The 20,294-nt window shown below is 58.6% G+C and carries 16 protein-coding genes and 3 tRNA genes; 11 read left to right on the forward strand and 8 right to left on the reverse strand.

What is annotated here, in order from left to right:
- Positions 1-108: 108 nt before the first annotated feature.
- A complete protein-coding gene (locus Q5H31_RS02895) occupies positions 109-897 on the reverse strand; it encodes a rhomboid family intramembrane serine protease (RefSeq protein WP_151907484.1) in 789 nt (262 codons plus the stop codon).
- Between the two features lie 140 nt (positions 898-1,037).
- Between Q5H31_RS02895 and Q5H31_RS02900 the strand changes: the two genes are divergently transcribed.
- Entirely contained in the window at positions 1,038-1,268 is a 231-nt protein-coding gene (locus Q5H31_RS02900) for a hypothetical protein (protein WP_021913506.1), read from the forward strand.
- Positions 1,269-1,595: 327 nt separating this feature from the next.
- Here Q5H31_RS02900 and Q5H31_RS02905 read toward each other — a convergent pair whose 3' ends face one another.
- Positions 1,596-4,052, reverse strand: coding sequence for a glycogen/starch/alpha-glucan phosphorylase (locus Q5H31_RS02905; protein WP_302457468.1), 2,457 nt, complete (start codon positions 4,050-4,052; stop codon positions 1,596-1,598).
- Between the two features lie 328 nt (positions 4,053-4,380).
- Between Q5H31_RS02905 and Q5H31_RS02910 the strand changes: the two genes are divergently transcribed.
- Entirely contained in the window at positions 4,381-4,818 is a 438-nt protein-coding gene (locus Q5H31_RS02910; protein ID WP_038443756.1) for a sterol carrier family protein, read from the forward strand.
- Positions 4,819-4,953: 135 nt separating this feature from the next.
- Here the strand turns inward: Q5H31_RS02910 and Q5H31_RS02915 are convergent, their stop codons facing one another.
- On the reverse strand, positions 4,954-5,325 hold the full coding sequence (locus Q5H31_RS02915) for a DUF3073 domain-containing protein (RefSeq protein ID WP_011742581.1): 372 nt from the start codon (positions 5,323-5,325) through the stop codon (positions 4,954-4,956).
- Between the two features lie 127 nt (positions 5,326-5,452).
- Here Q5H31_RS02915 and trpS point away from each other — a divergent pair, with 127 nt between their 5' ends.
- Positions 5,453-6,553: a tryptophan--tRNA ligase gene (gene trpS, locus Q5H31_RS02920; protein WP_302457469.1), complete on the forward strand. Its 1,101-nt coding sequence runs from the start codon at positions 5,453-5,455 to the stop codon at positions 6,551-6,553.
- Between the two features lie 138 nt (positions 6,554-6,691).
- Here trpS and Q5H31_RS02925 read toward each other — a convergent pair whose 3' ends face one another.
- Positions 6,692-8,287: a sodium/proline symporter gene (locus tag Q5H31_RS02925; protein WP_171024953.1), complete on the reverse strand. Its 1,596-nt coding sequence runs from the start codon at positions 8,285-8,287 to the stop codon at positions 6,692-6,694.
- A gap of 57 nt (positions 8,288-8,344) precedes the next feature.
- Entirely contained in the window at positions 8,345-10,177 is a 1,833-nt protein-coding gene (locus Q5H31_RS02930; protein ID WP_302457470.1) for a threonine/serine exporter ThrE family protein, read from the reverse strand.
- Positions 10,178-10,378: 201 nt separating this feature from the next.
- Here Q5H31_RS02930 and Q5H31_RS02935 point away from each other — a divergent pair, with 201 nt between their 5' ends.
- The 4 genes from Q5H31_RS02935 to Q5H31_RS02950 all read left to right on the forward strand — a co-directional run bounded on the left by Q5H31_RS02935 (position 10,379) and on the right by Q5H31_RS02950 (position 15,397).
- On the forward strand, positions 10,379-13,135 hold the full coding sequence (locus Q5H31_RS02935) for a phosphoenolpyruvate carboxylase (RefSeq protein ID WP_302457471.1): 2,757 nt from the start codon (positions 10,379-10,381) through the stop codon (positions 13,133-13,135).
- A 209-nt stretch (positions 13,136-13,344) separates the two neighbouring features.
- Positions 13,345-13,746, forward strand: coding sequence for an RDD family protein (locus Q5H31_RS02940; RefSeq protein WP_302165769.1), 402 nt, complete (start codon positions 13,345-13,347; stop codon positions 13,744-13,746).
- Positions 13,747-14,161: 415 nt separating this feature from the next.
- A complete protein-coding gene (locus Q5H31_RS08215; RefSeq protein ID WP_353486225.1) occupies positions 14,162-14,317 on the forward strand; it encodes a hypothetical protein in 156 nt (51 codons plus the stop codon).
- Positions 14,318-14,701: 384 nt separating this feature from the next.
- Positions 14,702-15,397, forward strand: coding sequence for a carbonic anhydrase (locus tag Q5H31_RS02950; protein WP_151910578.1), 696 nt, complete (start codon positions 14,702-14,704; stop codon positions 15,395-15,397).
- Between the two features lie 13 nt (positions 15,398-15,410).
- Here the strand turns inward: Q5H31_RS02950 and Q5H31_RS02955 are convergent, their stop codons facing one another.
- Complete coding sequence (locus Q5H31_RS02955) at positions 15,411-16,745, reverse strand: ATP-binding protein (RefSeq protein ID WP_302457472.1); 1,335 nt, start codon at positions 16,743-16,745, stop codon at positions 15,411-15,413.
- Between the two features lie 380 nt (positions 16,746-17,125).
- On the opposite strand from Q5H31_RS02955, the gene Q5H31_RS02960 reads away from it, so the two are divergent.
- Entirely contained in the window at positions 17,126-18,466 is a 1,341-nt protein-coding gene (locus Q5H31_RS02960; protein WP_302457473.1) for a hemolysin family protein, read from the forward strand.
- Between the two features lie 13 nt (positions 18,467-18,479).
- On the opposite strand, the gene Q5H31_RS02965 is transcribed toward Q5H31_RS02960, so the two are convergent.
- Positions 18,480-19,076 carry a M48 family metallopeptidase gene (locus Q5H31_RS02965; protein ID WP_011742567.1) on the reverse strand — a complete coding sequence of 199 codons (597 nt, stop codon included), beginning with the start codon at positions 19,074-19,076 and terminating at the stop codon, positions 18,480-18,482.
- Between the two features lie 205 nt (positions 19,077-19,281).
- Between Q5H31_RS02965 and Q5H31_RS02970 the strand changes: the two genes are divergently transcribed.
- From Q5H31_RS02970 to Q5H31_RS02980, 3 genes are all read left to right on the forward strand, one after another.
- Positions 19,282-19,355, forward strand: a tRNA-Ile gene (locus Q5H31_RS02970).
- Between the two features lie 42 nt (positions 19,356-19,397).
- Positions 19,398-19,470: transfer RNA gene (locus tag Q5H31_RS02975), tRNA-Ala, on the forward strand.
- 1 nt (position 19,471) lies between these two features.
- Positions 19,472-19,544, forward strand: a tRNA-Ala gene (locus tag Q5H31_RS02980).
- A 164-nt stretch (positions 19,545-19,708) separates the two neighbouring features.
- Here the strand turns inward: Q5H31_RS02980 and Q5H31_RS02985 are convergent.
- Entirely contained in the window at positions 19,709-20,152 is a 444-nt protein-coding gene (locus tag Q5H31_RS02985) for an MscL family protein (RefSeq protein ID WP_130082109.1), read from the reverse strand.
- Between the last annotated feature and the right edge of the window lie 142 nt (positions 20,153-20,294).

The raw sequence follows: 20,294 nt of genomic DNA on the forward strand, positions 1-20,294 counted from the left end.
CCTTGTGGATAATCCACCACGTCATCCCCGACTTACCCACAGGTCTGACCTCACTTATCCACAAAGTTATCCACGGATGTGGAAAACTACATGTGTGTAGTTCCCGCATTACTGGTACAGAAGTGACATATGCATCAGCGGATTGCCGGCGTTGCATCCCACGATGATCGCCACGACCACCACGAACACCGTGATGCCGTACACCGTGGTGCGCCACGCCAGGCTTTTGCCGCGGAACGCATGCAGGCCGGTGACCAGCAGCCACGCAAGCACGCCGCCGACGATGAATCCGCCGACATGCGCCTGCCATGCAATGCCCGGCGTGATCACCGGCATCAGGAAGTTGATCAGCATCCAAATCAGCATCGAACGAATATCGATGCCTATTCTCCTGTACACCACCAGAATCGCGGCGAACAGGCCGAACAGCGCGCCGGACGCGCCATATGCGGCGGTCATCCATCCCGACGGCGAGCACACGGCCCACACCATCAGTCCGGCACCGCCGCCCAATCCGGACAGCACGTACAGCGCGAGGTACGGCCAATGCCCCATCATGCGTTCCAGCACGGGCCCCACGCACCACAAAGTAAGCATGTTGAACAGGATGTGCCACAGCGAGGTCGGCTGGTGCAGGAACATCGAGGTGATGAAGGTCCACGGGTGCCGGACGGCCGTGGCGGGCAGCAGCATGCCGGCGTTCACGAACGCGTTGCCGCCTTCGGGCCAGACGAGGAAGAGAACCGCTTCGATGGCCCACACCACGATGCAGATCGCCATGATGGCGGTGGTGATGACCGGGTCGCCGTTGCGCCACCGGTATCGCAGCGATCGGGCGGAGAACAGATCCTTGAACGATGGGGAATCGGGAAACAGACTGAATCGTTGGTATGCCATAGCTCAACACTACCGGCACATGCGGTATTTTCCGGCGCGTAAATCCACCCAATCGACACATTCCACGAATTAAGATAGGGAACAGAGCTGGCTTGAACGAGCAGGTCAGCCAGTGTTTGGAAACCTTGAAAGGAGCCGTCATGGAGAACAAGTCTTCTAACGGTTGGAAGTTCTTCGCACTGCTCTTCGGAGCTTTGCTTGCTGGCGTCGTCGGTCTGTACATCTACAAGCAGCAGAATCCCGACTATGACCCGTGGGAGGAACCGTGGGAGAACAGCTCCTCGCCGGTCGACCTGGGCCTGACCAAGGACGCCGAGCCGGAGGCCGACGCCACTGCCGCCGCTCCTGCCGCTGAGCCGGAAGCCGCCTGATTTCGCCTTTCCCGGCACACCTATGCCGCGTTGGGTTTGTTGCTTCGCCCTGTATCTTGCGATACAGGGTTTTTCTTTTGCTTTTGCGATTGCGATTGACTTGCGGCCTTCCGTCGTACTGTCACTGTATTGCCACGTACGTCCGGCACGTACGTTCGGGCACTACCGGCATACGCAATCGGACATGCGAAAAACATACGAAAAGGCCCTTGGAAAATCCCAAGGGCCTTCGTCGTCATCACTTATCCGCCCATTGCGAAACGGACGGAACGGAAGCGATCATGCGTACGTCGGCGATGCCGGCGACGTTTCATGACCGCTCCATAATCACTTGAGCGGACCGGTGTGCCAGATGCGCTCGAGGTAATCCTCGATGGAGCGGTCGGAGCTGAAGTAGCCGGAGTTGGCCACGTTGAGCACGGCCATGCGGCTCCACTTCATCGGATCGCGGTAGGTTTCCTCGATCTGGGCCTGGATGTCCATGTACGCGCGGAAGTCGGCGAGCGTCATGAAGTAATCCTTGTTCAGCCAATCGTTGACGAGGTCCTTGTAGGTGTCCTTGTCGCCGTCGGAGAAGGTACCGTCGGCAACCATATCGATGGCGGCCTTGAGCTGCGGGTCCTTCTCGTAGTACTCGCGGGACAGACCCTTGGCGTCGTAGCCCTTGGCGTACAGCGCGGAGACTTCCGGCTCGGTCATGCCGAACAGGAAGAAGTTCTCGGCGCCCACACGCTCGCGGATCTCGACGTTGGCGCCGTCGAGGGTGCCGACGGTCAGAGCGCCGTTGAGGGCGAACTTCATGTTGCCGGTGCCGGAGGCTTCCTTGCCGGCCTGGGAAATCTGCTCGTCGAGGTCGGTGGCCGGGATGAGGTTCATGGCCAGCTCGATGTTGTAGTTCCACGGGAAGTAGACGTTCAGCTTGCCCTTGACGTCCGGATCGTTGTTGATGACGCGGGCGACGTTGTTGATCAGCTGGATGGTCTGCTTGGCCAGGTAGTAGCCCGGAGCGGCCTTGGCGCCGAACACGATGGTGCGCGGCATGATGTCGTCGGCGGAGACCTTGCCGGACTTGATGTCGGCGTAGTCGGCGATGACGGACAGGATCTTCAGGGCCTGGCGCTTGTACTCGTGCAGACGCTTGACCATGGTGTTGATCATGGTGTTCGGGTCGATGTCGAAGCCGTACTTGCGCTTGGCGAAGTTGGAGAAGTCGACCTTGTTGGCCTGCTTGACGGCGGCGAACTTCTTGACGAACTCGTCATCGTCGGCCAGCGGGATGAGGCCCTTGAGCAGCTCGAGGTCGGACAGCCACTTGTCGGTGCCGAGGCCCTCGGTGATGACGTCGGACAGACGCGGGTTGGCCAGCTTGATGAAGCGGCGAGGAGTCACGCCGTTGGTCACGTTGGTGAACTTGTCCGGATACACGTCGGAGAAGTTCTTCAGGGTGACGTCCTTGAGCAGCTGGGAGTGCAGCTCGGCCACGCCGTTGACGTGGGAGCCGCCATAGGTGGCCAGGTAGGCCATGCGCACGGAGTCGCCGGTGTAGATGGCCATGTCCTTGATGGTCTCCTCGGCAACGCCCTTGGCCTTGAGCTCGGCCTCGAACTGGTCGTTGATCTTCTCGATGATCTCGAGATGACGCGGCAGCAGTTCGCCGATGAGCTTGGACGGCCACACTTCCAGAGCTTCCGGAAGCAGGGTGTGGCAGGTGTAGTTGAAGGTCTTGTTGGTAATCGTCCAGGCGGTGTCCCAATCGTAGCCATACTCGTCCATGAGCACGCGCATGAGCTCCGGAATGCCGATGACCGGGTGGGTGTCGTTGAGCTGGAAGTTGATCTTGTCCGGGAAGGTGGTCAGATCCGGCTTGTCCTGGCCCGGGTAGAAGACGCGGATGGCGTCGTGGATGGAGGCGGACACGAAGAAGTACTGCTGCTCGAGACGCAGCGCCTTGCCCTGCGGGGTGGAGTCTTCCGGGTACAGGATCTTGGAGATGTTCTCGGCCTCGACCTGCGGCTTGACGGCGTCGAGGTACTCAGACTGGTTGAAGGTGAGCAGGTCGAACTCGTCGTAGCTCTTGGCGGTCCACAGGCGCAGGGTGTTCACGCGGCCGGAGGCGTAGCCCGGAACCATGTAGTCGACCGGGACGGCGCGCACGGACCAAGCCGGCTTCCAGACCTTCTTGCCGTTCTCCTCGACGACTTCGCCGCCGAAGGAGACCTTCTGATCGCGGTTGTAGTCGATGTGGCCCCACGGCTCCTCGTTGGCCAGCCAGTAATCCGGGGTTTCGATCTGCTTGCCGTTCTCGTCGAATTCCTGCTTGAAGATGCCGTACTTGTACTGGATGCCGTAGCCGAATGCCGGCACGCCGAGGGAGGCGAGGGAGTCGATGAAGCAGGCGGCCAGACGGCCCAGACCACCGTTGCCCAGGCCCGGCTCGTATTCGGCGTCGATGACTTCCTGCGCATCGAAGCCGAGAGCTTCCACGGCCTTGTCGAACTGATCGGTCAGTCCGGCGTTGAGCAGCGCGTTCTCCAGCTGCTTGCCCATCAGGAACTCGGCGGACAGGTAGCCGACGGCCTTGGTGTTGCCGTTGACCATGTCGGCCTGGGTCTTCATCCAGGAATCCACGAGATGGCGACGCACTGCGGCGGACGCGGCGACGTACACATCAGCCGGCTTGGCCTGCTCGACGGTGACGCCCTGGGTGTACTTCAGCTGCTCACGGATTTCGTCAGCGAACTGTTCCGCGGTGACCGCGGACTTCGGTGCGGTAATTTCAGTCATTGATTGACTCCCTTTGACGGATACTCTCCAGGAACATTATGCCTTACTTCAGCGTCCTTGCATTTGCGGCCGCATGAACACTAAGTAACATCATGCATACGTTCTCATGTACAGCATACTACGTAATCATAAAAAGACGAAATTCCTAGCAATCGTAAGCCGGTATCGTTTGCAAAAAACATTGCAAAAACTGCAAACGCAACGTATGGCGCCCATTAAGCGAGGGCACCACAATCGCAGGAAAATCGCCCCTCAAACCCCTATTTAGTTACGACTACATCGTTTGCAAAGTTCCATCATAGTCGTTTGCGGGCTGCACAATACCGGTATGGCTGTCATACGAGAACAAGACTTGGGCAAAGGACGCGCCGCCTTCGAACAGTGGCAGGACGCGGCGCACAACATTTTCAGCGAGCAGCTGCCGGCCGATGACGACGCCGCTTTCGATTTCCGGCTCAACTTCTCGCCGCGTCTGCCGCGCCAGCTGTGGGCGATGGCGGTGCGCTACTCGCTATACCTGCTGGAAAAGAAGGCGCCGGGCGAAGGCGTGGAGGTGCGCGTGGCACCGTGGGGCGCCATCAAGATCCTCGACGGGCCGGCGTCCGATCCGCACAATCTCACGCCGCCGGACGTCATCGAACTGGACCCCGACGTGTGGATGAGGCTCGCCACCGGCATCACCAGCTGGGACGAGGAAAAGGACGCCGGGCGCATCACCGCCGTCGGCGAACGCGACGATCTGAGCGGGTTGCTGCCGCTGGCATAGGAATAGGTCGCGGCGCGGCGCGACCTGCGATGGTTGGCGGGACGAGCACGACAATCGCCCGACAATCGAAATCGAAATAATAAAAAATGGCTCGTGGTTGAAACCACGAGCCATTCGTTGAAAAAATCTGTGCAGTCAGTCCTGCTTCTTCGGCTTCAGCGCGCTGGGCACCGGCATCGGGATGGGCTTGTGAGGCTTCGGCGCGGCCTTTGCCGCCGGAAACTCGCCACTCGTGGCCTTCGCCGCGGCTTCCGCGGCCCACTTGGCGTATTCGTCAAGGTCATCGGCGGAATCGGAAGACGTTTGACCGTCCCCAACGGTCTCATCTTCGGCGTCCACATCGTGAGAATACTTGGCTTCGATATCGGCAAACGGGTCGAAGGAACCAGAACCGGGCTCCTGCGCACCGAGCTCCTTGGCAAGCTCATCGTAATCGGTGTCGGTGGTCAGGTACTTGAGCTTTCGGGCTATTTTCTGCTGTTTGGCTTTCTGACGTCCGCGGCCCATCTGACCCCCTGAGGATTACTGTGCTATCAATTCATCAAACAAGAGAGTACCACTTGTTATGCCATATTTCGTTGTCGGCTCAGACTTTTACGATAAAATCGCTGATTTTCTTAAGAAAAGGACACGTATGACGGACGAAACCCAGGAGCAGCAGATCACTGCTGTCGGCAATGAAATGAGCGCCAGCTTCCTCGCCGCAAAGAAGCGTTCGAACGCGACGCTGGCCAAGCTGGAGGAGCATCCGGAGAAGTTCACCATGCTCACCGGCGACCGTCCGACCGGCCGTCTGCACCTCGGCCACTACTTCGGCTCCATCCGCGAGCGCGTGGCCATGCAGAACCGTGGTGTGAACTCGAACATCATCATCGCCGACTACCAGGTGATCACCGACCGCGACACCACCGAGCACATCGAGGACAATGTGCTCAACCTGGTGCTCGACTACATGGCCGCCGGCATCGACCCGAACAAGACCATGATCTTTACCCATTCCGCCGTTCCGGCCGAGAACCAGCTCATGCTGCCGTTCCTATCCCTGGTCACGGAGGCCGAGCTGCACCGCAACCCGACCGTGAAGTCCGAAATGGAGGCTTCCGGCCATGCGCTGACCGGCCTGCTGCTCACCTACCCGGTGCATCAGGCTTGCGACATCCTGTTCTGCAAGGCCAACGTGGTGCCGATCGGCAAGGACAACCTGCCGCACGTCGAAATCACCCGCACCATCGCACGCCGCTTCAACGAGCGCTACGCGAAGAAGAACCCGGTGTTCCCGGAGCCGAGCGCCATCCTGTCCGAAGCGCCGGAGATCCCGGGTCTTGACGGCCGCAAGATGAGCAAGTCCTACGGCAACTCCATCATGCTGGGCGCCACCGCGGAGGAGACCGCCAAGCTCATCAAGAAGAGCCCGACCGATTCCGAGCGCCGCATCACCTTCGACCCGATTGCCCGCCCGCAGGTCTCCGCGCTACTGACCACCGCCGGTCTGGTGACCGGCCGCGATCCGAAGGACATCGCCGAGGAAATCGGCGACTCCGGTGCAGGCGCGCTGAAGAAGTACGTCATCGAATCCGTGAACGGGTTCCTGGCTCCGCACCGTGAGCGCCGCGCGGAACTCGCCAAGGACATGGATTACGTGCGTGATGTGCTCGAAGAGGGCAACAAGAAGGCCAATGCCATCGCCAACGAGACGCTGGACCAAGTGCGCGACGCCATGGGCATGCGCTACTGAGCGCGTTTGAGCCGCGCGGCCGTCGCACGCTTACGTGTTCGCACGTTCACAACGAGAAATGGGTCGGGAACCACATCGGTTCCCGACCCATTTCGCTTACAAATGGCGGATTACGCCTTCCGCCGGATGCCATCCCGCTTAGATCTGCGAGCGCTTCTCCCCTGCGGCGATTTCTGCGGCCACGAGGTCGTCGTCCACGTGGCGGTCGTCCGGATCGTCGAGATAGTGGTCGAATTCGTGCAGCACTTCCGCGCTTGGCGCAGGCGTGAGCAGCGAGATCACCACGATGAACAGCAGCGAGACGATGAACGCCGGCAGCAGCTCGTAGATGGCGAAGATGCCACCGAGCGGCTTGACGAGGTTGTGCCAGATGAGCACGGTGGCCGTGCCGGACAGCATGCCCGCGATCGCGCCGTACTTGTTGGTGCGCCTCCAGTACAGCGAGGTGAGCATCAGCGGTCCGAAGGATGCGCCGAGGCCGGCCCACGCGTACGAGACCACTTGGAAGATCGAGGAGTTCTGGTCGAACGCCACCACGATGCCGAAGATGAACATGACGAGCAGCGTGATGCGCGCCACCATCATCACCTGGCGGTCGGTGGCCTTGCGGTGCAGCAGTCCGCGGAAGATGTTCTCGCCGACGGCCGAGGCGCCGATGATCATGTACGAGGACGAGGAGCTCATGGACGCGGCGAAGATGCCGGACACGACGATGCCGCACATGAAGCTCGGCAGCAGCGCCTGCGACACCACGATGAAGATGTTCTCCGCGGCCGCCTGCGTGGCGAACTGCGTCGGCATCATGGCACGGCCGACCAGGCCGATGCACACGCCGCACGCCAGCGAGATCACGCACCACGTGGTGGCGATGATGCGGGATTTCTTGATTTCCTCGGAACTGCGGATGGACAGGAACCGCACGAGCACCTGCGGCATGCCGAAGTAGCCCAGGCCCCACGCGAGCATGGAGATGATGGTGATGATGCCGTAGTCGGCGGGCGCGCCGAACATGGCCTGTCCGGCCTTGACGATCTGCTCGCCGGCGTCGTTGAGGATCGGCGTGGCCACATGCGTGCCGTCGAGGAATCCCGGAATGCCCTTGAGGAAGGCGACGGTGTTGTCGATGCCGCCGGCGGACGCCACGGAGCCGATGAACACCACGGCCAGCGCGAAGAACATGAGCAGGCCCTGGATGAAGTCGGTCACGACCACGGACAGATAGCCGCCGATGATGGTGTACGCGAACACGATGGCGGCGCCGATCACCATGGTCAGGTGGTAGTCCCAGCCGAACAGCGTGGAGAAGAGTTTGCCGACGGTCACGAAGCAGCTGCCGACGTACACGCAGAAGAATACGAGGATGATGAGCGCAGCGATGGTGGATACGATATTGCGATCGTCATGGAAGCGCTTGGAGAAGAAGTCGGGAATGGTGATCGCGTCGCCGGCCACCACGGAGTAGCGGCGCAGACGGCGTGCGACGAGTTTCCAGTTGAGGTAAGTACCAAGCGCCAGACCGATGGCCGTCCACATCGGGTCGGCCGCGCCGGTGAAGTAGGCGACGCCCGGCAGGCCCATAAGCAGCCAGCCGCTCATGTCGGAGGCTTCCGCGCTCAATGCCGTCAGCCACGGTCCGACGCCACGCCCACCCGCGAAATACTGTTTGGTGGAGGAATTGGACCTCTTGGAGTAGACGAAGCCGATGGTCAGCATGGCCGCGAAGTACAAGACCATGGCCAGCAGCACCCAGAAATCTTTGGTTACCAAGTGTTTTTACCCTTCTGCAGGTTATTAAATGTCGTAGCGCCAGGATTTATCGGTCACTACTCGTGCCATCGCCAGGCCGATCGGCAGGCAGATGATCACCATGAACGCACGGAACGCCCAATCGAGCGCGTTCAGCGTATCGAACTGGCCGAGGTGGAACATGGCCTGGTACATATACAAACCGGGCACCATGATCACAATAGACGGAACCGTCAGGCAGATGCGCGGATATCCCAAATGCGGAGCAAGCAGGCCGTGGCGCACCGCCGAACGCCATGCGGAGGCGAGCAGGCCGGCAAGGAACGCGCCGATGAACGCGCCGGCTTCCGCGGGCACGCCCAAGTCGACGATTTCCAATCGCAAAGTATCGGTGATGGCGCCGATGGTGGCGGCGACGAGGCACATGCGCTGCGGGGAATTGAACATCACGGAGAAGCCCCACACACCGATGAACGCGAACAGCATGCGCAGCAGGCAGTTGATGACGGGGTTCAGTCCGAGCGGCTCGAATCCCTGCGGATTCAGGTGCACGATCGAAGCGACCATCCAGCCTGCCAACGTGGCCATCAGAATGATGCACAGCACGTAGGTGAGTCGTTGCACGCCTGATGGGAAGTCGATTTTCGCCATGTCAAGTCCGCCGGTTATCAGCGGGAATCCGGGGATGACGAACAGCATCGCGCCGATATACGCGGTGTCGTGCTGCAAGGCGATCGGATCGAACAGGCCAATCAGTCGCAGCATGCCGGTGCATGCCAGCGCGGCGACGGCCACGCAGACGAACGTCACGAAGAATTGGTTGAGATGGTGGGCGAACAGGCGGCGACGCAGCCAGTGGCCGAGGCCGGCGCCGACGAACGCGCCGATCATGTCGTACGGGCCGCCGCCGAGCAGGAACACGAAGGATGCGCAGGCGCAGGCGGACGCGAGTCCCGCGAAGGCCGGCGAATACAGCGGTTTGCGACGTTCGATCATGTCGAGTCGCTCGTGCGCCTGCCGTACGGTGACGCCTTGCGATTCGCCCGCGGCTTTCCCGATATGGTCGAAATGCTCGGCATATTCCTTCGGCGGTTTGCAGTTGCGGTTCTTACGCGGCTTTTCCGCGACCGAATCGCCATTGCTACGTCCGGCCGCGGCCGCCGCCTCGATATCGCGCATGTGCAGCGGACGTGCGGTGGAATCGCCTTCCTGCGCGCGTTCCGTGACCATTTCCAGCGCGTCGAGCACGGGATCGTCGGAACCTTCCTGGTTCTGCTCGGCCTTCTGCCGTTCCTTGAGCTGCTTGGACAGTTCGGCCGACACCTGCGAGGCGTCGCGCTTGTCGAGATGCTGCATCAGCCCTTCGGAAACGTCGGATTGGCTGTGGTACATCGAGCCTTTGCCGAGGTTGACGTTGAACCAGTCGGCGAAGTGTTCGAGCAGCCAGATGCACTCGGTGTTGACGCCAGTTGTGGGTAGGTCGACGACTTCGGTGATGCGGTCCTTGCCGTCCGTGCAGGATGCCTCGATGTCGGTGAGGTTCACGTCGGCGCGCACGTGCACGCCTAACGGATAGGCGATGCGGTGCATCATTTCGCGGACGCGGAAGCTTCCCGTTCCGGCGCCAAGGTCGAGCATGCCGACACGGACGATCACGCTGGCTTTCGCTGCGATTCCCGCTTCGGTGACCGGCTTGTCCCAATCGCGTTCGATGTCTTCCATATCAAGCGGAATGGAGTGGGTGTGGAATTTGCTGACCGCCTTCGCGCTGCTGTCAACGCGTTCGGCGTTCTCATCATGTTCATGTAGTGCGCTCACACTATTCAGGTCTAACGTGTGGGCTGGTCGGATATTTTCCAAACATTCCCACATGCCCATTTTCCGGACGCGCAATGTCCACGATGCGAACCTTTCCGTCGTTTCCGTAACCAAACTGTCGATTTGCCGCGCCTACAATGGTCAAGCATTTACCCACCAAGCTTAGGGCTGTGGGCTCGCAACAGACGGCCAAAACAATCGCGGAGGTGCCGCGAAGGACCGACAGACCGAGCAACCCGATGGTTTGGAGAAGGAGGTCTGATGACAACTGAAAACGAACAGATCACGCCTGCGGACGCGGCTATCGTCTCGTCCGGCACCGGCACCAAGGGCCCTGAGGAGCGTGATCTTCCCGCATCCCTCAAAGAGGAAATGGATCTGTGTCTGCAGATTCTTCGCGAGGTGCTCGGTGAGTTCGATGAAAACCTGCTGGCCAAGTTCGATGAAGTGCGCGAACATGCACTGAAGGCCAGTGACGAACGTTTCTCCGGCATTCTGACCGACACGAATCCCGATCAGGACGACCTGCAGAAGGTTGTCGACATCATCGACAAGACGGACGTGCATGAGGCCCAGCTGTTGGCTCGTGCCTTCACCACTTACTTCCATCTGGCCAATCTGTGCGAGGAGAACTACCGTGTCTCCGTGCTGCACAGCCGTGAGAACGCCGTTGACGACACCCAGGCCGTCGATCCGGTGAACGAAATGACCTGCGCCTACCACCAGCTCATCAACGAGATGGGTCCGGCCAGAGCCAAGGAGCTGCTCGACCAGCTCGAGTTCCATCCGGTGTTCACCGCGCATCCGACCGAAGCCCGCCGTAAGGCCGTGGAAGGCAAGATCCGCCGCATCTCCCAGCTGCTCGAAGCGCATAAGCTGCTCGGCGGCTCGGACAAGAAGGAAAACTCCCGTCGACTCTTCAACGAGATCGACGCGCTGTTCCGCACCTCCCCGATCGCGCTGAAGAAGCCGACTCCGGTTGAGGAAGCCGACACCATTCTTGATATCTTCGACAACACGCTGTTCTACACCATTCCGCAGGTCTACCGTCGTTTCGACGACTGGGTCCTCGGAGACAAGGCCGGCCTCGTGCCGCCGGTGTGCCCGGCGTTCTTCCATCCGGGAAGCTGGATCGGTTCCGACCGTGACGGCAACCCGAACGTCACCGCCAAGGTGAGCCGTCAGGTGGCCCGCAAGTTCAGCGACCACGTGCTGGGCGCGCTGGAGATCGAGACCCGCCGCGTCGGCAAGAACCTGACGATGGAGGCCGAGACCACCCCGCCGAGCGCCGAGCTCAAGTCCCTGTGGAACCACCAGAAGGAAATGAGCGAGCGTCTGACCGACAAGGCCGCGCTGATCTCCACCAAGGAGCTGCACCGCGCCGTCATGCTGGTCATGGCAGACCGTCTGAAGGCCACCATCGACCGCGACGCCGACCTCATGTACCACTCCTGCGAGGACTACATCGCCGATCTGAAGACCGTGCAGCGCTCCCTCGCCGAAGCCAACGCCAAGCGTTCCGCCTACGGCCCGCTGCAGGACCTCATCTGGCAGGCCGAGACCTTCGGCTTCCACATGGTCGAGATGGAGTTCCGTCAGCATTCCGTCGTGCATTCCCGCGCTCTGGAGGACATCCGCGAGCATGGCCTGCACGGTGAGCGTGGCGAGCTGCAGCCGATGACCCACGAGGTGCTCGACACCTTCCGCGCGCTCGGTTCCATCCAGAAGCGCAATGGCATCAAGGCCGCCCGCCGTTACATCATCTCCTTCACCAAGAGCGCCCAGAACATCAAGGACGTGTACGAACTGAACCGTCTGGCGTTCTCCCACCCCGAGGATGTTCCGACCATCGACGTGATCCCGCTGTTCGAGCAGCTTGAGGATCTGCAGAACTCGGTGGACGTGCTTGAGGAAATGATCAAGATCCCGGAGGTCCAGGCTCGTCTGAAGGCCACCGGCGGCAAGATGGAAGTCATGCTCGGCTACTCCGACTCCTCGAAGGACGCCGGCCCGACCTCCGCCACCCTTGCCCTGCACTCCGCGCAGGAGCGCATCGCCAAGTGGGCCGAATCGCACGACATCGACCTGACCCTGTTCCATGGCCGCGGCGGCGCCGTCGGTCGTGGCGGCGGCCCGGCCAACCGCGCCGTGCTCGCGCAGCCGGTCGGCTCCGTGAAGTGCCGTTTCAAGCTCACCGAGCAGGGCGAAGTCATCTTCGCCCGCTACGGCAACCCGGTGCTTGCCATCCGCCACGTGGAGTCCGTCGCAGCCGCAACGCTGCTGCAGTCCGCTCCGAGCGTGGAGAAGCGCAACACGGACATGACCAAGAAGTACGCCGACATGGCCAACAAGCTCGACGAGGCCGCGCACAACCGCTTCCTCGACCTGCTGAACACCGACGGCTTCGCACCGTGGTTCTCCACCGTCACGCCGCTGACCGAAATCGGCCTGCTGCCGATTGGCTCCCGTCCGGCGAAGCGTGGTCTGGGCGCCAAGTCCCTCGACGATCTGCGCACCATTCCGTGGATCTTCTCCTGGGCACAGGCCCGCATCAACCTGGCCGCATGGTACGGCCTCGGCACCGCGTGCGAGCAGTTCGGTGACCTGAACACCTTGCGTCAGGCGTACGAGGAGTGGCCGCTGTTCTCCACGTTCATCGACAACATCGAAATGTCGCTGGCCAAGACCGACGAGCGCATCGCCAAGATGTACCTTGCTCTCGGAGACCGTGAGGACCTCAACAAGAAGGTCCTCGACGAGATGGAGCTCACCCGCAAGTGGGTGCTCGAGATCGTAGGCGACAAGTGGCCTCTGCAGCACCGCCACGTGCTCGGCCAGGCCATCCGCATCCGCTCGCCGTACGTGGACGCGCTGTCCGCCACCCAGGTGCTCGCCCTCGGCTCGCTACGCAAGCGCGTGGACAAGGAAGAGCTCACGCATGGACAGAAGGAGAACTACACCTACCTGATCCTGTGCACCGTGTCGGGTGTCGCAGCAGGCCTGCAGAACACGGGCTGATCTTCGGCTGACCGCCTGACAAAAGCGAGCGGGGAGGTTCCGTACCGATAAACGGCGCGGGCCTCCCCGTTCGCGTTATCCGGCGTTTTGTCCTATTCTTATGGAATCAAACATAAGATTGAAATAGCTTAGAAGAGGAGCTACAGCATTACACTAAACCTTTTCTTATACGTTTTCCAATCTGGTCGGGTTCGTCAAGGAGGACGTCAATGGGGAAAATATGGTGTCGCAGAGCAGCGGCATATATTCTTCGCATAATACTGCCAACTTCATTGCTATCACAATTAATAAACAGCGTTTTATATGGGAGATCTTCCGTAGATGGAACCATGGGAATCTGGATTAACTGCGTCTCCATAATCATCGTTTGCGTGATTTCTGCCTGTTCTACGCGCAACGGACAAGCTTGGTCGCATCATTTTTTAGGACTGCAGGTAGTCGATCAATATTCCAACCTGCCCATATCGGGAGTAAGGATGGGTTTACGCGAGATAGCTCACTGCGTTGATTTCGTGCCATGTTTCATTGGGTTTCTTTGGCCTTTATGGGACACCAAAGGACAAACCTTCGCCGACAAAATTATGAGAACAACGATAATCAGTATAGAATAGATATTCTCCACAATTATCTCAGTTTGCCTATGCACAGTTATGACCACTCCAGCCTTTGCTGTAAATTGGTGGCAGGTTGGATGGATTGTCGCCAATAACGTCATCGACCGGGTAGTCAATCTCGATGGGCAAAGTTCAAATGATCAATATTCCACCTATATGGTTTCACCTTCCATTGTTTTCAACAATGGCACCAATGGGGGCGAATTCTATATGCGCCCTCAAGTCTCCAGCCGTGTGACCAGTTTCGAAATGCACGCGCATAGAGCTAACCCCGTCGATTTTGGAGCCAATATAGTTCTAGCCTTGTCCACAACCTCAGGCAAAAGGGTTATCAATAAAACAGTAGGGACAAACCAGAAGGAGAACAGTGCAGTACATATATCTCACAGCACTTGCCCTGCTAGGATTATGTATGCTTATTTTTCCAAGGCAACTCTGGAAAATAAGCAATTTCCTCTGGACTCAAAAAGGAGATCCGAGCAATCTATACACATCCTTAATGAGAATAAGCGGTGCCGCCTTTCTTGTTTTAGCTCTTATTCTTTTCATCTTCTGCAGACTGCAGTAACACCTACCTGATCCTGTGCACCGTGTCGGGTGTCGCAGCAGGCCTGCAGAACACCGGCTGATTTTAGCCAGTTTCTTTCAGGGTCCCCGTTCGCACTGCCGATCGGGGACCCTTTTTCATACCTATATCTGCCTTATATATGGCAGAATCGGAGCCTTGTCATGAGCCTTCTCGCTTATATATGGCAGACCATCATGCGAAAAACCCACTTCGGGGGTACATTTTTCCGGTTTTTCACCTTTGGGACTGCCATACATAAGCGAAATATCACCGGACAGAACACGAAATCTGCCATACATAAGCGAGATATCGCTCTATTTCCCAGCGAACGGTCAGACCAAAACGTATGATGTTGGCTAGCCTGAACAATGAGGGGTGGAGTCAATGGCAGACGAACTGTTTGTAGACCAAGACGAGGTCGAAGGCACGGCAAGCGGCGTTTGGAGCCGCATGCTGGCAGGTAATCGCAGGTTTGCGGAGGGCAAACCGGAACATCCGAATCGTGGCGCTGAAGCACGCGAGGCACTTGTGGACACACACGCACCGGAAGCGGCCATACTGAGCTGCTCTGATGCGCGTGTCAGCCCCGATATTATTTTCGACGCAGGCATCGGCGATCTGTTCACCGTGCGCACGGCAGGGCAGGTCATAGACGATGCTGTGATCGCCTCTTTGGAATACGCGGTGGACGTGCTCGGCGTGCGCCTTTTGGTGGTACTCGGCCATCAGAATTGCGGCGCGATCAAGCAGGCATGCAAGGAATACGAGGCGCTGCTGCACGAGCTGACCGCCGACGCGGAGGATTCGCTGATGGCCGCCGACAGCATTTCCGACATCGACGAACGCATCTGCGATTCGGATTCGATCATGATGCGCACGGTCGGTTTTTCGATTTGGCAGGCGCACGAATCGGAACTGGAATCGGCGGAGGATTTCGAGCGCGTGCACATCGCACGCACCATCGAACAGCTGGTGGAACGTTCCGAAGTGATCCAGCACGCGCTGGCCGAGGATCGGCTGATGATCACGGGCGCACGCTACCAGCTCGACACCGGCAAGGTGGAAGTGCTGAGCTTCTGATTTTCTATACGATTCATGACAGACGTCGATCTGCCGTTGTACGTGCAAGCACAGCCACCGCATACAACGGTAGATCCTGTATGTCACCATCCTTGCGTGGAGGCAACGGCGAGAACCGCACAGCATGCTCAAAGCCGAATCGTTTGATGGCGGCCTTCAGACTTTTCGCGTGAAGATTGATGCCGGCCTTCACTTCAATCGGTATAACATACCGATCGTTCTGCGCAAGAAAATCAAGTTCGTTCGTCGAATTGGCATTCGTCCAATAGCGGGGCTCAAATCCGTACGAAACAAGTTCCTGACATACCAATTGCTCGGCAAAAGCGCCTTTCGCTGAACCAAATACCGAATCGCCATCCAAAATACTCTCCGGACTCGCGCCATTCATGGTACGCAACAAACCGACATCGGACGTATAAAGCTTGAACGCATCGACATCATCGAATGACTTGAGCGGATATTCCGGAGCGGTGACCCGCGCGACCTTCAATGCGATCGATGAATCAAGCAACCGCTGAATCGCTAATTCAAAATCTTTGCCACGTCCACCGGAACGCACCGCACCATAAAGAAACTTCTTATTCTCACGCGCAAGCTGGGAGGGAATTGAATCCCAAACCTGTGCAAGGCGCAAGGAAAATCCCCTCGGCATCGCATCGGCATACTTCGAAAAATCACCGCGATAGCCCTGCAGGATGTCTTCCTGCACCTGCATTATCCGATTGAAATCAGCACCAGGATATGTATCGGCGAAAATCTCGACGGCTTCCGGCATGCCACCTACCACCATGTAGTATTTCAGCCATTCCATGAGCTGCTCGTGGAATACCGACATCATGTCCAAATCCGCGTTTTCGATGATTTCCGTAAGATTATGGTAGCCAACGGCGTCCAGAAATTCCAGAAAATTCATCGGATATAGACGGTAGCGATCCACCTTCCCCACGGGATAGGAAGTGCCTGGATGCACGGTGATGCCCAACGATGATCCGGTTGCGATCAGCGCGTATTCGCAAGCTTCCTCTGCGAAATATTTCAACGCCTCGACGGCTCTGGGAATCGCCTGCACCTCATCAAGCACAATCAAAGTCTTCCCGGGTTCAATGCGCGTTCGCGAAGCCAAAGCGATACCTGCAATCAACCGTTCAGGACGTAGAGAACCGGAAAAAAGTTGATCCATAGCCTCATTGTTCTCCAGTGAGACATACGCCATCGATTCAAACTGAGTGCGTCCGAACTCTTTAACCAACCAGCTTTTACCGGTCTGTCGGGCACCGTCCAGAATCAAAGGCTTGCGATGCGCATCGTTCTTCCATGCGATAAGCCGTTTCATCATCCAACGTTTCATAGATGCACCTCGCTCGATCAACTTTCCCAATACACCATTTGCTGTCGGAATGGCGAATTGACAGGAATAGTCGTTTTAAACAAAAATACCATTTTCTAGGGGATAATTACCAGCTTAAGCTACATTTTCTAGGGGAAATTAAAAGTTTGCACATACATAATCTCCATATCAACATCATATCGACGTCATGTTGCCCCACTGGACTAGGAGCAACCGAATACCGACAAGGACCGGCTGATGATCACCGGAGCACGCTACCAGCTCGACACCGGAAAAGTCGAAGTATTGAGCTTCTGACGTTTTCCGGAAAAGACGGCTTCCAAGCTTCCAAGTCCGTTGCGTCGCGCTGTTTTGACATGCCGTTGCTTTAGATTGGAACCATGTCACTCGGTTTGAATATCCTCCTGATCTTCATCTTCCTGCTGCTCGGTTCCGTGTTCGCCGGCACCGAACTGGCGTTGGTCAGTCTGCGCGGATCGCAGATCGACCAGATGGAACAGGAGGATGCGCGCGGCAAGCGTGTGGCGCAGATCGCACGCGACCCGAACACGTTCCTGTCCACCGTGCAGATCGGCGTGACGCTGTGCGGCTTCCTGTCCGCGTCGTTCGGCGAATCCTCAATCGCCCCGTATATCGTGCCGGCCATCGAAGACTGGGGTGTGCCGCATAACGTCGCCGCTCCCCTGACCACCATCGCGTTGACGCTGATCATCTCGTATTGCTCGATCGTCATTTCCGAACTGGTGCCGAAGCGTATCGCCATGCAACGCAACGAGCAGATCGCGCGTGCCGTGGTGCCGGCCATCCATGTGTTCGCCAAAGTGTGCAAGCCGATCATCTGGCTGATCGGCAAGAACACGAACGGCATCGTGCGGCTGCTCGGCTTCGATCCGAACGAAACCGACAGCGAGGTGTCCGACGACGAGCTGCGCGTGCTCGTCAACACCAACACCAACCTCAGCAAGGACGAGCGCACCATCCTCGACGACGTGTTCGACGCATCCGAAACCATCGTGGCGGAGGTCATGCGTCCTCGTGCCGACGTCGCGTTCCTGGACGGCTCCATGCCGATTGCGGAAGCCGCCGCGTACGTGCGTGAAATGCCGTATTCGCGTTACCCCGTCACCGGCAAGGATTTCGATGACGTGCTCGGCTTCGTGCACGTGCGCGACCTGCTTGACATCCGCGATCCGAAGGCGAGAACCGTTGCCGACGTGACGCGTGAGGGCATTTCCCTGCCGGGCACGTCGAAGCTGCTGCCAAGCCTTGAGCTGCTGCGCAAACGAGGCATTCACCTGGCCGTGGTGATCGACGAATACGGCGGCACCGACGGCATCGTCACGTTGGAAGACATGACCGAGGAATTGGTCGGCGACATCCGCGACGAATACGACCTGCCGGAGGAAAAGGGCGGCGAACGCACAGAACGCGCCGCTTTCGTCAATGGCGTGGCCACCATCGAAGGTGGCATGACGATCGAGGATTTCGCGGATTTGACCGGCATCGAGCTGGAAGACGGCCCGTACGAGACGGTTGCCGGCTATTTCCTGGCGCACACCGGCAAAATGGGCGAGGTCGGCGACGTGCTGTCATCCGATGACGGTTATGACATGGTCGTCACCGAAGTGGACGGCCGTCGTATCGAAACGCTGGAAGTGCGTCGGCACACCGCCGATGAGGACAGTTCCGCGGCTGGCGATTCCGCGACGGACGGCAAGTAACCCGAGCAGCCTCTTACAGCACCACCTGCCGGTTGATGTCGCGGCGTAACTGCCTCCATTGCGGCAGATAGGCGCTCATACGCCTTTGAAAGCCCTCTCCGTGGCCGTTCTCCCACAGGTGGGTCATCTCATGCACCAGCACGTATTCGAGGAATCTAGGGGCCATTAAACCAAGCTGCAGGTTAAGTCGGATACGTCCGGTCTTCGGCGTGCACGATCCCCAACGCGAACTCATCAGACGCAACGTGATATGCGTCGGCGTACGGCCAACGATCGGGCCCCATTTGGCAAGCAACACAGGCAATTGCGATTCGATGTTGCGTTGCGCCCGCGCCTTGGCCTCGTCCGTCCATACGAAAGCGGGCGGGTTGGCGGAAGCGCCAGTATCGCCAATATTGCCGTTTTGCGCACGCTGCGCGTTGAGTTGCGCGTCTCTGGCCTGTCGCATGCTGCGTTGCGCCCGTTCGATCCACGGCTTGCGTTCCGTCACAAACCGTTCGATAGCGCTTTGCGACATTCGTTGCGGCGCGGAGATGACGATATCCGCGTTCGGCGGTTTGATGCGCAGGTACATGTTTTTGATGGGTTTGCGCACGATGGCCACCCGCATGCCGGCGATGCTCGCCGTCGTTTCGGAAATCACGCGATTGCGGTTGCGATGCCCCACTCTCCTGCCGTTGCGGCCGTTACCGCCGTTGCGCTGCCCGTATGTCATGCCTGCATTATGCCACGACACGCCGATGACACGGCGGCACTTGACTTTCCCTGTGATTCAAGTATTATTTCAATTCGTTGTGTTCAAGACACAGCAAGTTGGGCCCGTAGCTCAGGTGGTTAGAGCGCATCCCTGATAAGGATGAGGTCGGAGGTTCAAGTCCTCCCGGGCCCACAGGAAAAATGAAGCGGCCGCGAGCCGCTCTTTTTTTCTCACGGGGCTATAGCGCAGCTGGTAGCGCATCTGCTTTGCAAGCAGAGGGTCGCCGGTTCGAACCCGGCTAGCTCCACGGGGCTATGGCGCAGCTGGTAGCGCATCTCCATGGCATGGAGAGGGTCAGGGGTTCGAATCCCCTTAGCTCCACAGAATTGAAGGCTTCCGAGTAATCGGAAGCCTTTTTCGTATTCAGCCTCTTGTCGACCATCCAACGGACGCGATCGCCCGCAAACCAAATAAAACGGCCGCCTGCATACCCGCAAGCGGCCGGAATCATCAAATCAATAGGGGAGTGGCACCACGAATCGCAACTAGTTGCGGGCCGCGTTCTGCTTGGACAGCTCGTCACGAATCTGCTGCAGCAGCTGGACGGTCTGCTCTTCGGCAGACGGCTCTTCAGCGGCCTTTTCCTCGGCTTCCTTCTGCTCGGCAAGCTTGGTCTTGGCAAGCAGCGCCTCGGTCATGTCGCGGAATTTGTTGATCGGCACCAGAATGCAGAAATAGACGGCGACGGCGATGATGAGGAAATTCAGAATAGCGCCCAGCACTGCGCCGAACGAAACGGTCGCGCCGTTGAATGTGATCGCCAGCAGACCATCCATGTTCGGCTTGCCGAAGATCATGGCGATGAACGGATTGATCACGCTGTTCACGATCGAATTGACCACGGTGGTGACGGCACCGCCCATAACAACACCGACAGCCATGTCGATCATATTGCCGCGTGCGATGAATTTCTTGAATCCTTCGAACATTTTTGCTCCTGTTCTGCATTCGCGATTCCGTGAATCGCGTCAATGGACAAGTCTCTCTTTGGACGTGTCTCTCTTGCATGCCCGAATCCATCCTATATCCGCACGCTCCAGCCAAATCCTGAGCAATATCTTGTGTGTCCCT

Origin of the sequence: uncultured Bifidobacterium sp. (genome assembly GCF_959020155.1) — a bacterium.
Taxonomy (GTDB): domain Bacteria; phylum Actinomycetota; class Actinomycetes; order Actinomycetales; family Bifidobacteriaceae; genus Bifidobacterium.

Coding starts and splice junctions, on each gene's coding strand:
- Q5H31_RS02895 (WP_151907484.1), bottom strand. CDS start 897: ATGGCATACCAACGATTCAGTCTGTTTCCCGATTCCCCATCGTTCAAG.
- Q5H31_RS02900 (WP_021913506.1), top strand. CDS start 1,038: ATGGAGAACAAGTCTTCTAACGGTTGGAAGTTCTTCGCACTGCTCTTC.
- Q5H31_RS02905 (WP_302457468.1), bottom strand. CDS start 4,052: ATGACTGAAATTACCGCACCGAAGTCCGCGGTCACCGCGGAACAGTTC.
- Q5H31_RS02910 (WP_038443756.1), top strand. CDS start 4,381: ATGGCTGTCATACGAGAACAAGACTTGGGCAAAGGACGCGCCGCCTTC.
- Q5H31_RS02915 (WP_011742581.1), bottom strand. CDS start 5,325: ATGGGCCGCGGACGTCAGAAAGCCAAACAGCAGAAAATAGCCCGAAAG.
- trpS (WP_302457469.1), top strand. CDS start 5,453: ATGACGGACGAAACCCAGGAGCAGCAGATCACTGCTGTCGGCAATGAA.
- Q5H31_RS02925 (WP_171024953.1), bottom strand. CDS start 8,287: ATGGTCTTGTACTTCGCGGCCATGCTGACCATCGGCTTCGTCTACTCC.
- Q5H31_RS02930 (WP_302457470.1), bottom strand. CDS start 10,177: ATGGGCATGTGGGAATGTTTGGAAAATATCCGACCAGCCCACACGTTA.
- Q5H31_RS02935 (WP_302457471.1), top strand. CDS start 10,379: ATGACAACTGAAAACGAACAGATCACGCCTGCGGACGCGGCTATCGTC.
- Q5H31_RS02940 (WP_302165769.1), top strand. CDS start 13,345: ATGGGGAAAATATGGTGTCGCAGAGCAGCGGCATATATTCTTCGCATA.
- Q5H31_RS08215 (WP_353486225.1), top strand. CDS start 14,162: ATGCTTATTTTTCCAAGGCAACTCTGGAAAATAAGCAATTTCCTCTGG.
- Q5H31_RS02950 (WP_151910578.1), top strand. CDS start 14,702: ATGGCAGACGAACTGTTTGTAGACCAAGACGAGGTCGAAGGCACGGCA.
- Q5H31_RS02955 (WP_302457472.1), bottom strand. CDS start 16,745: ATGAAACGTTGGATGATGAAACGGCTTATCGCATGGAAGAACGATGCG.
- Q5H31_RS02960 (WP_302457473.1), top strand. CDS start 17,126: ATGTCACTCGGTTTGAATATCCTCCTGATCTTCATCTTCCTGCTGCTC.
- Q5H31_RS02965 (WP_011742567.1), bottom strand. CDS start 19,076: ATGCGGGTGGCCATCGTGCGCAAACCCATCAAAAACATGTACCTGCGC.
- Q5H31_RS02985 (WP_130082109.1), bottom strand. CDS start 20,152: ATGTTCGAAGGATTCAAGAAATTCATCGCACGCGGCAATATGATCGAC.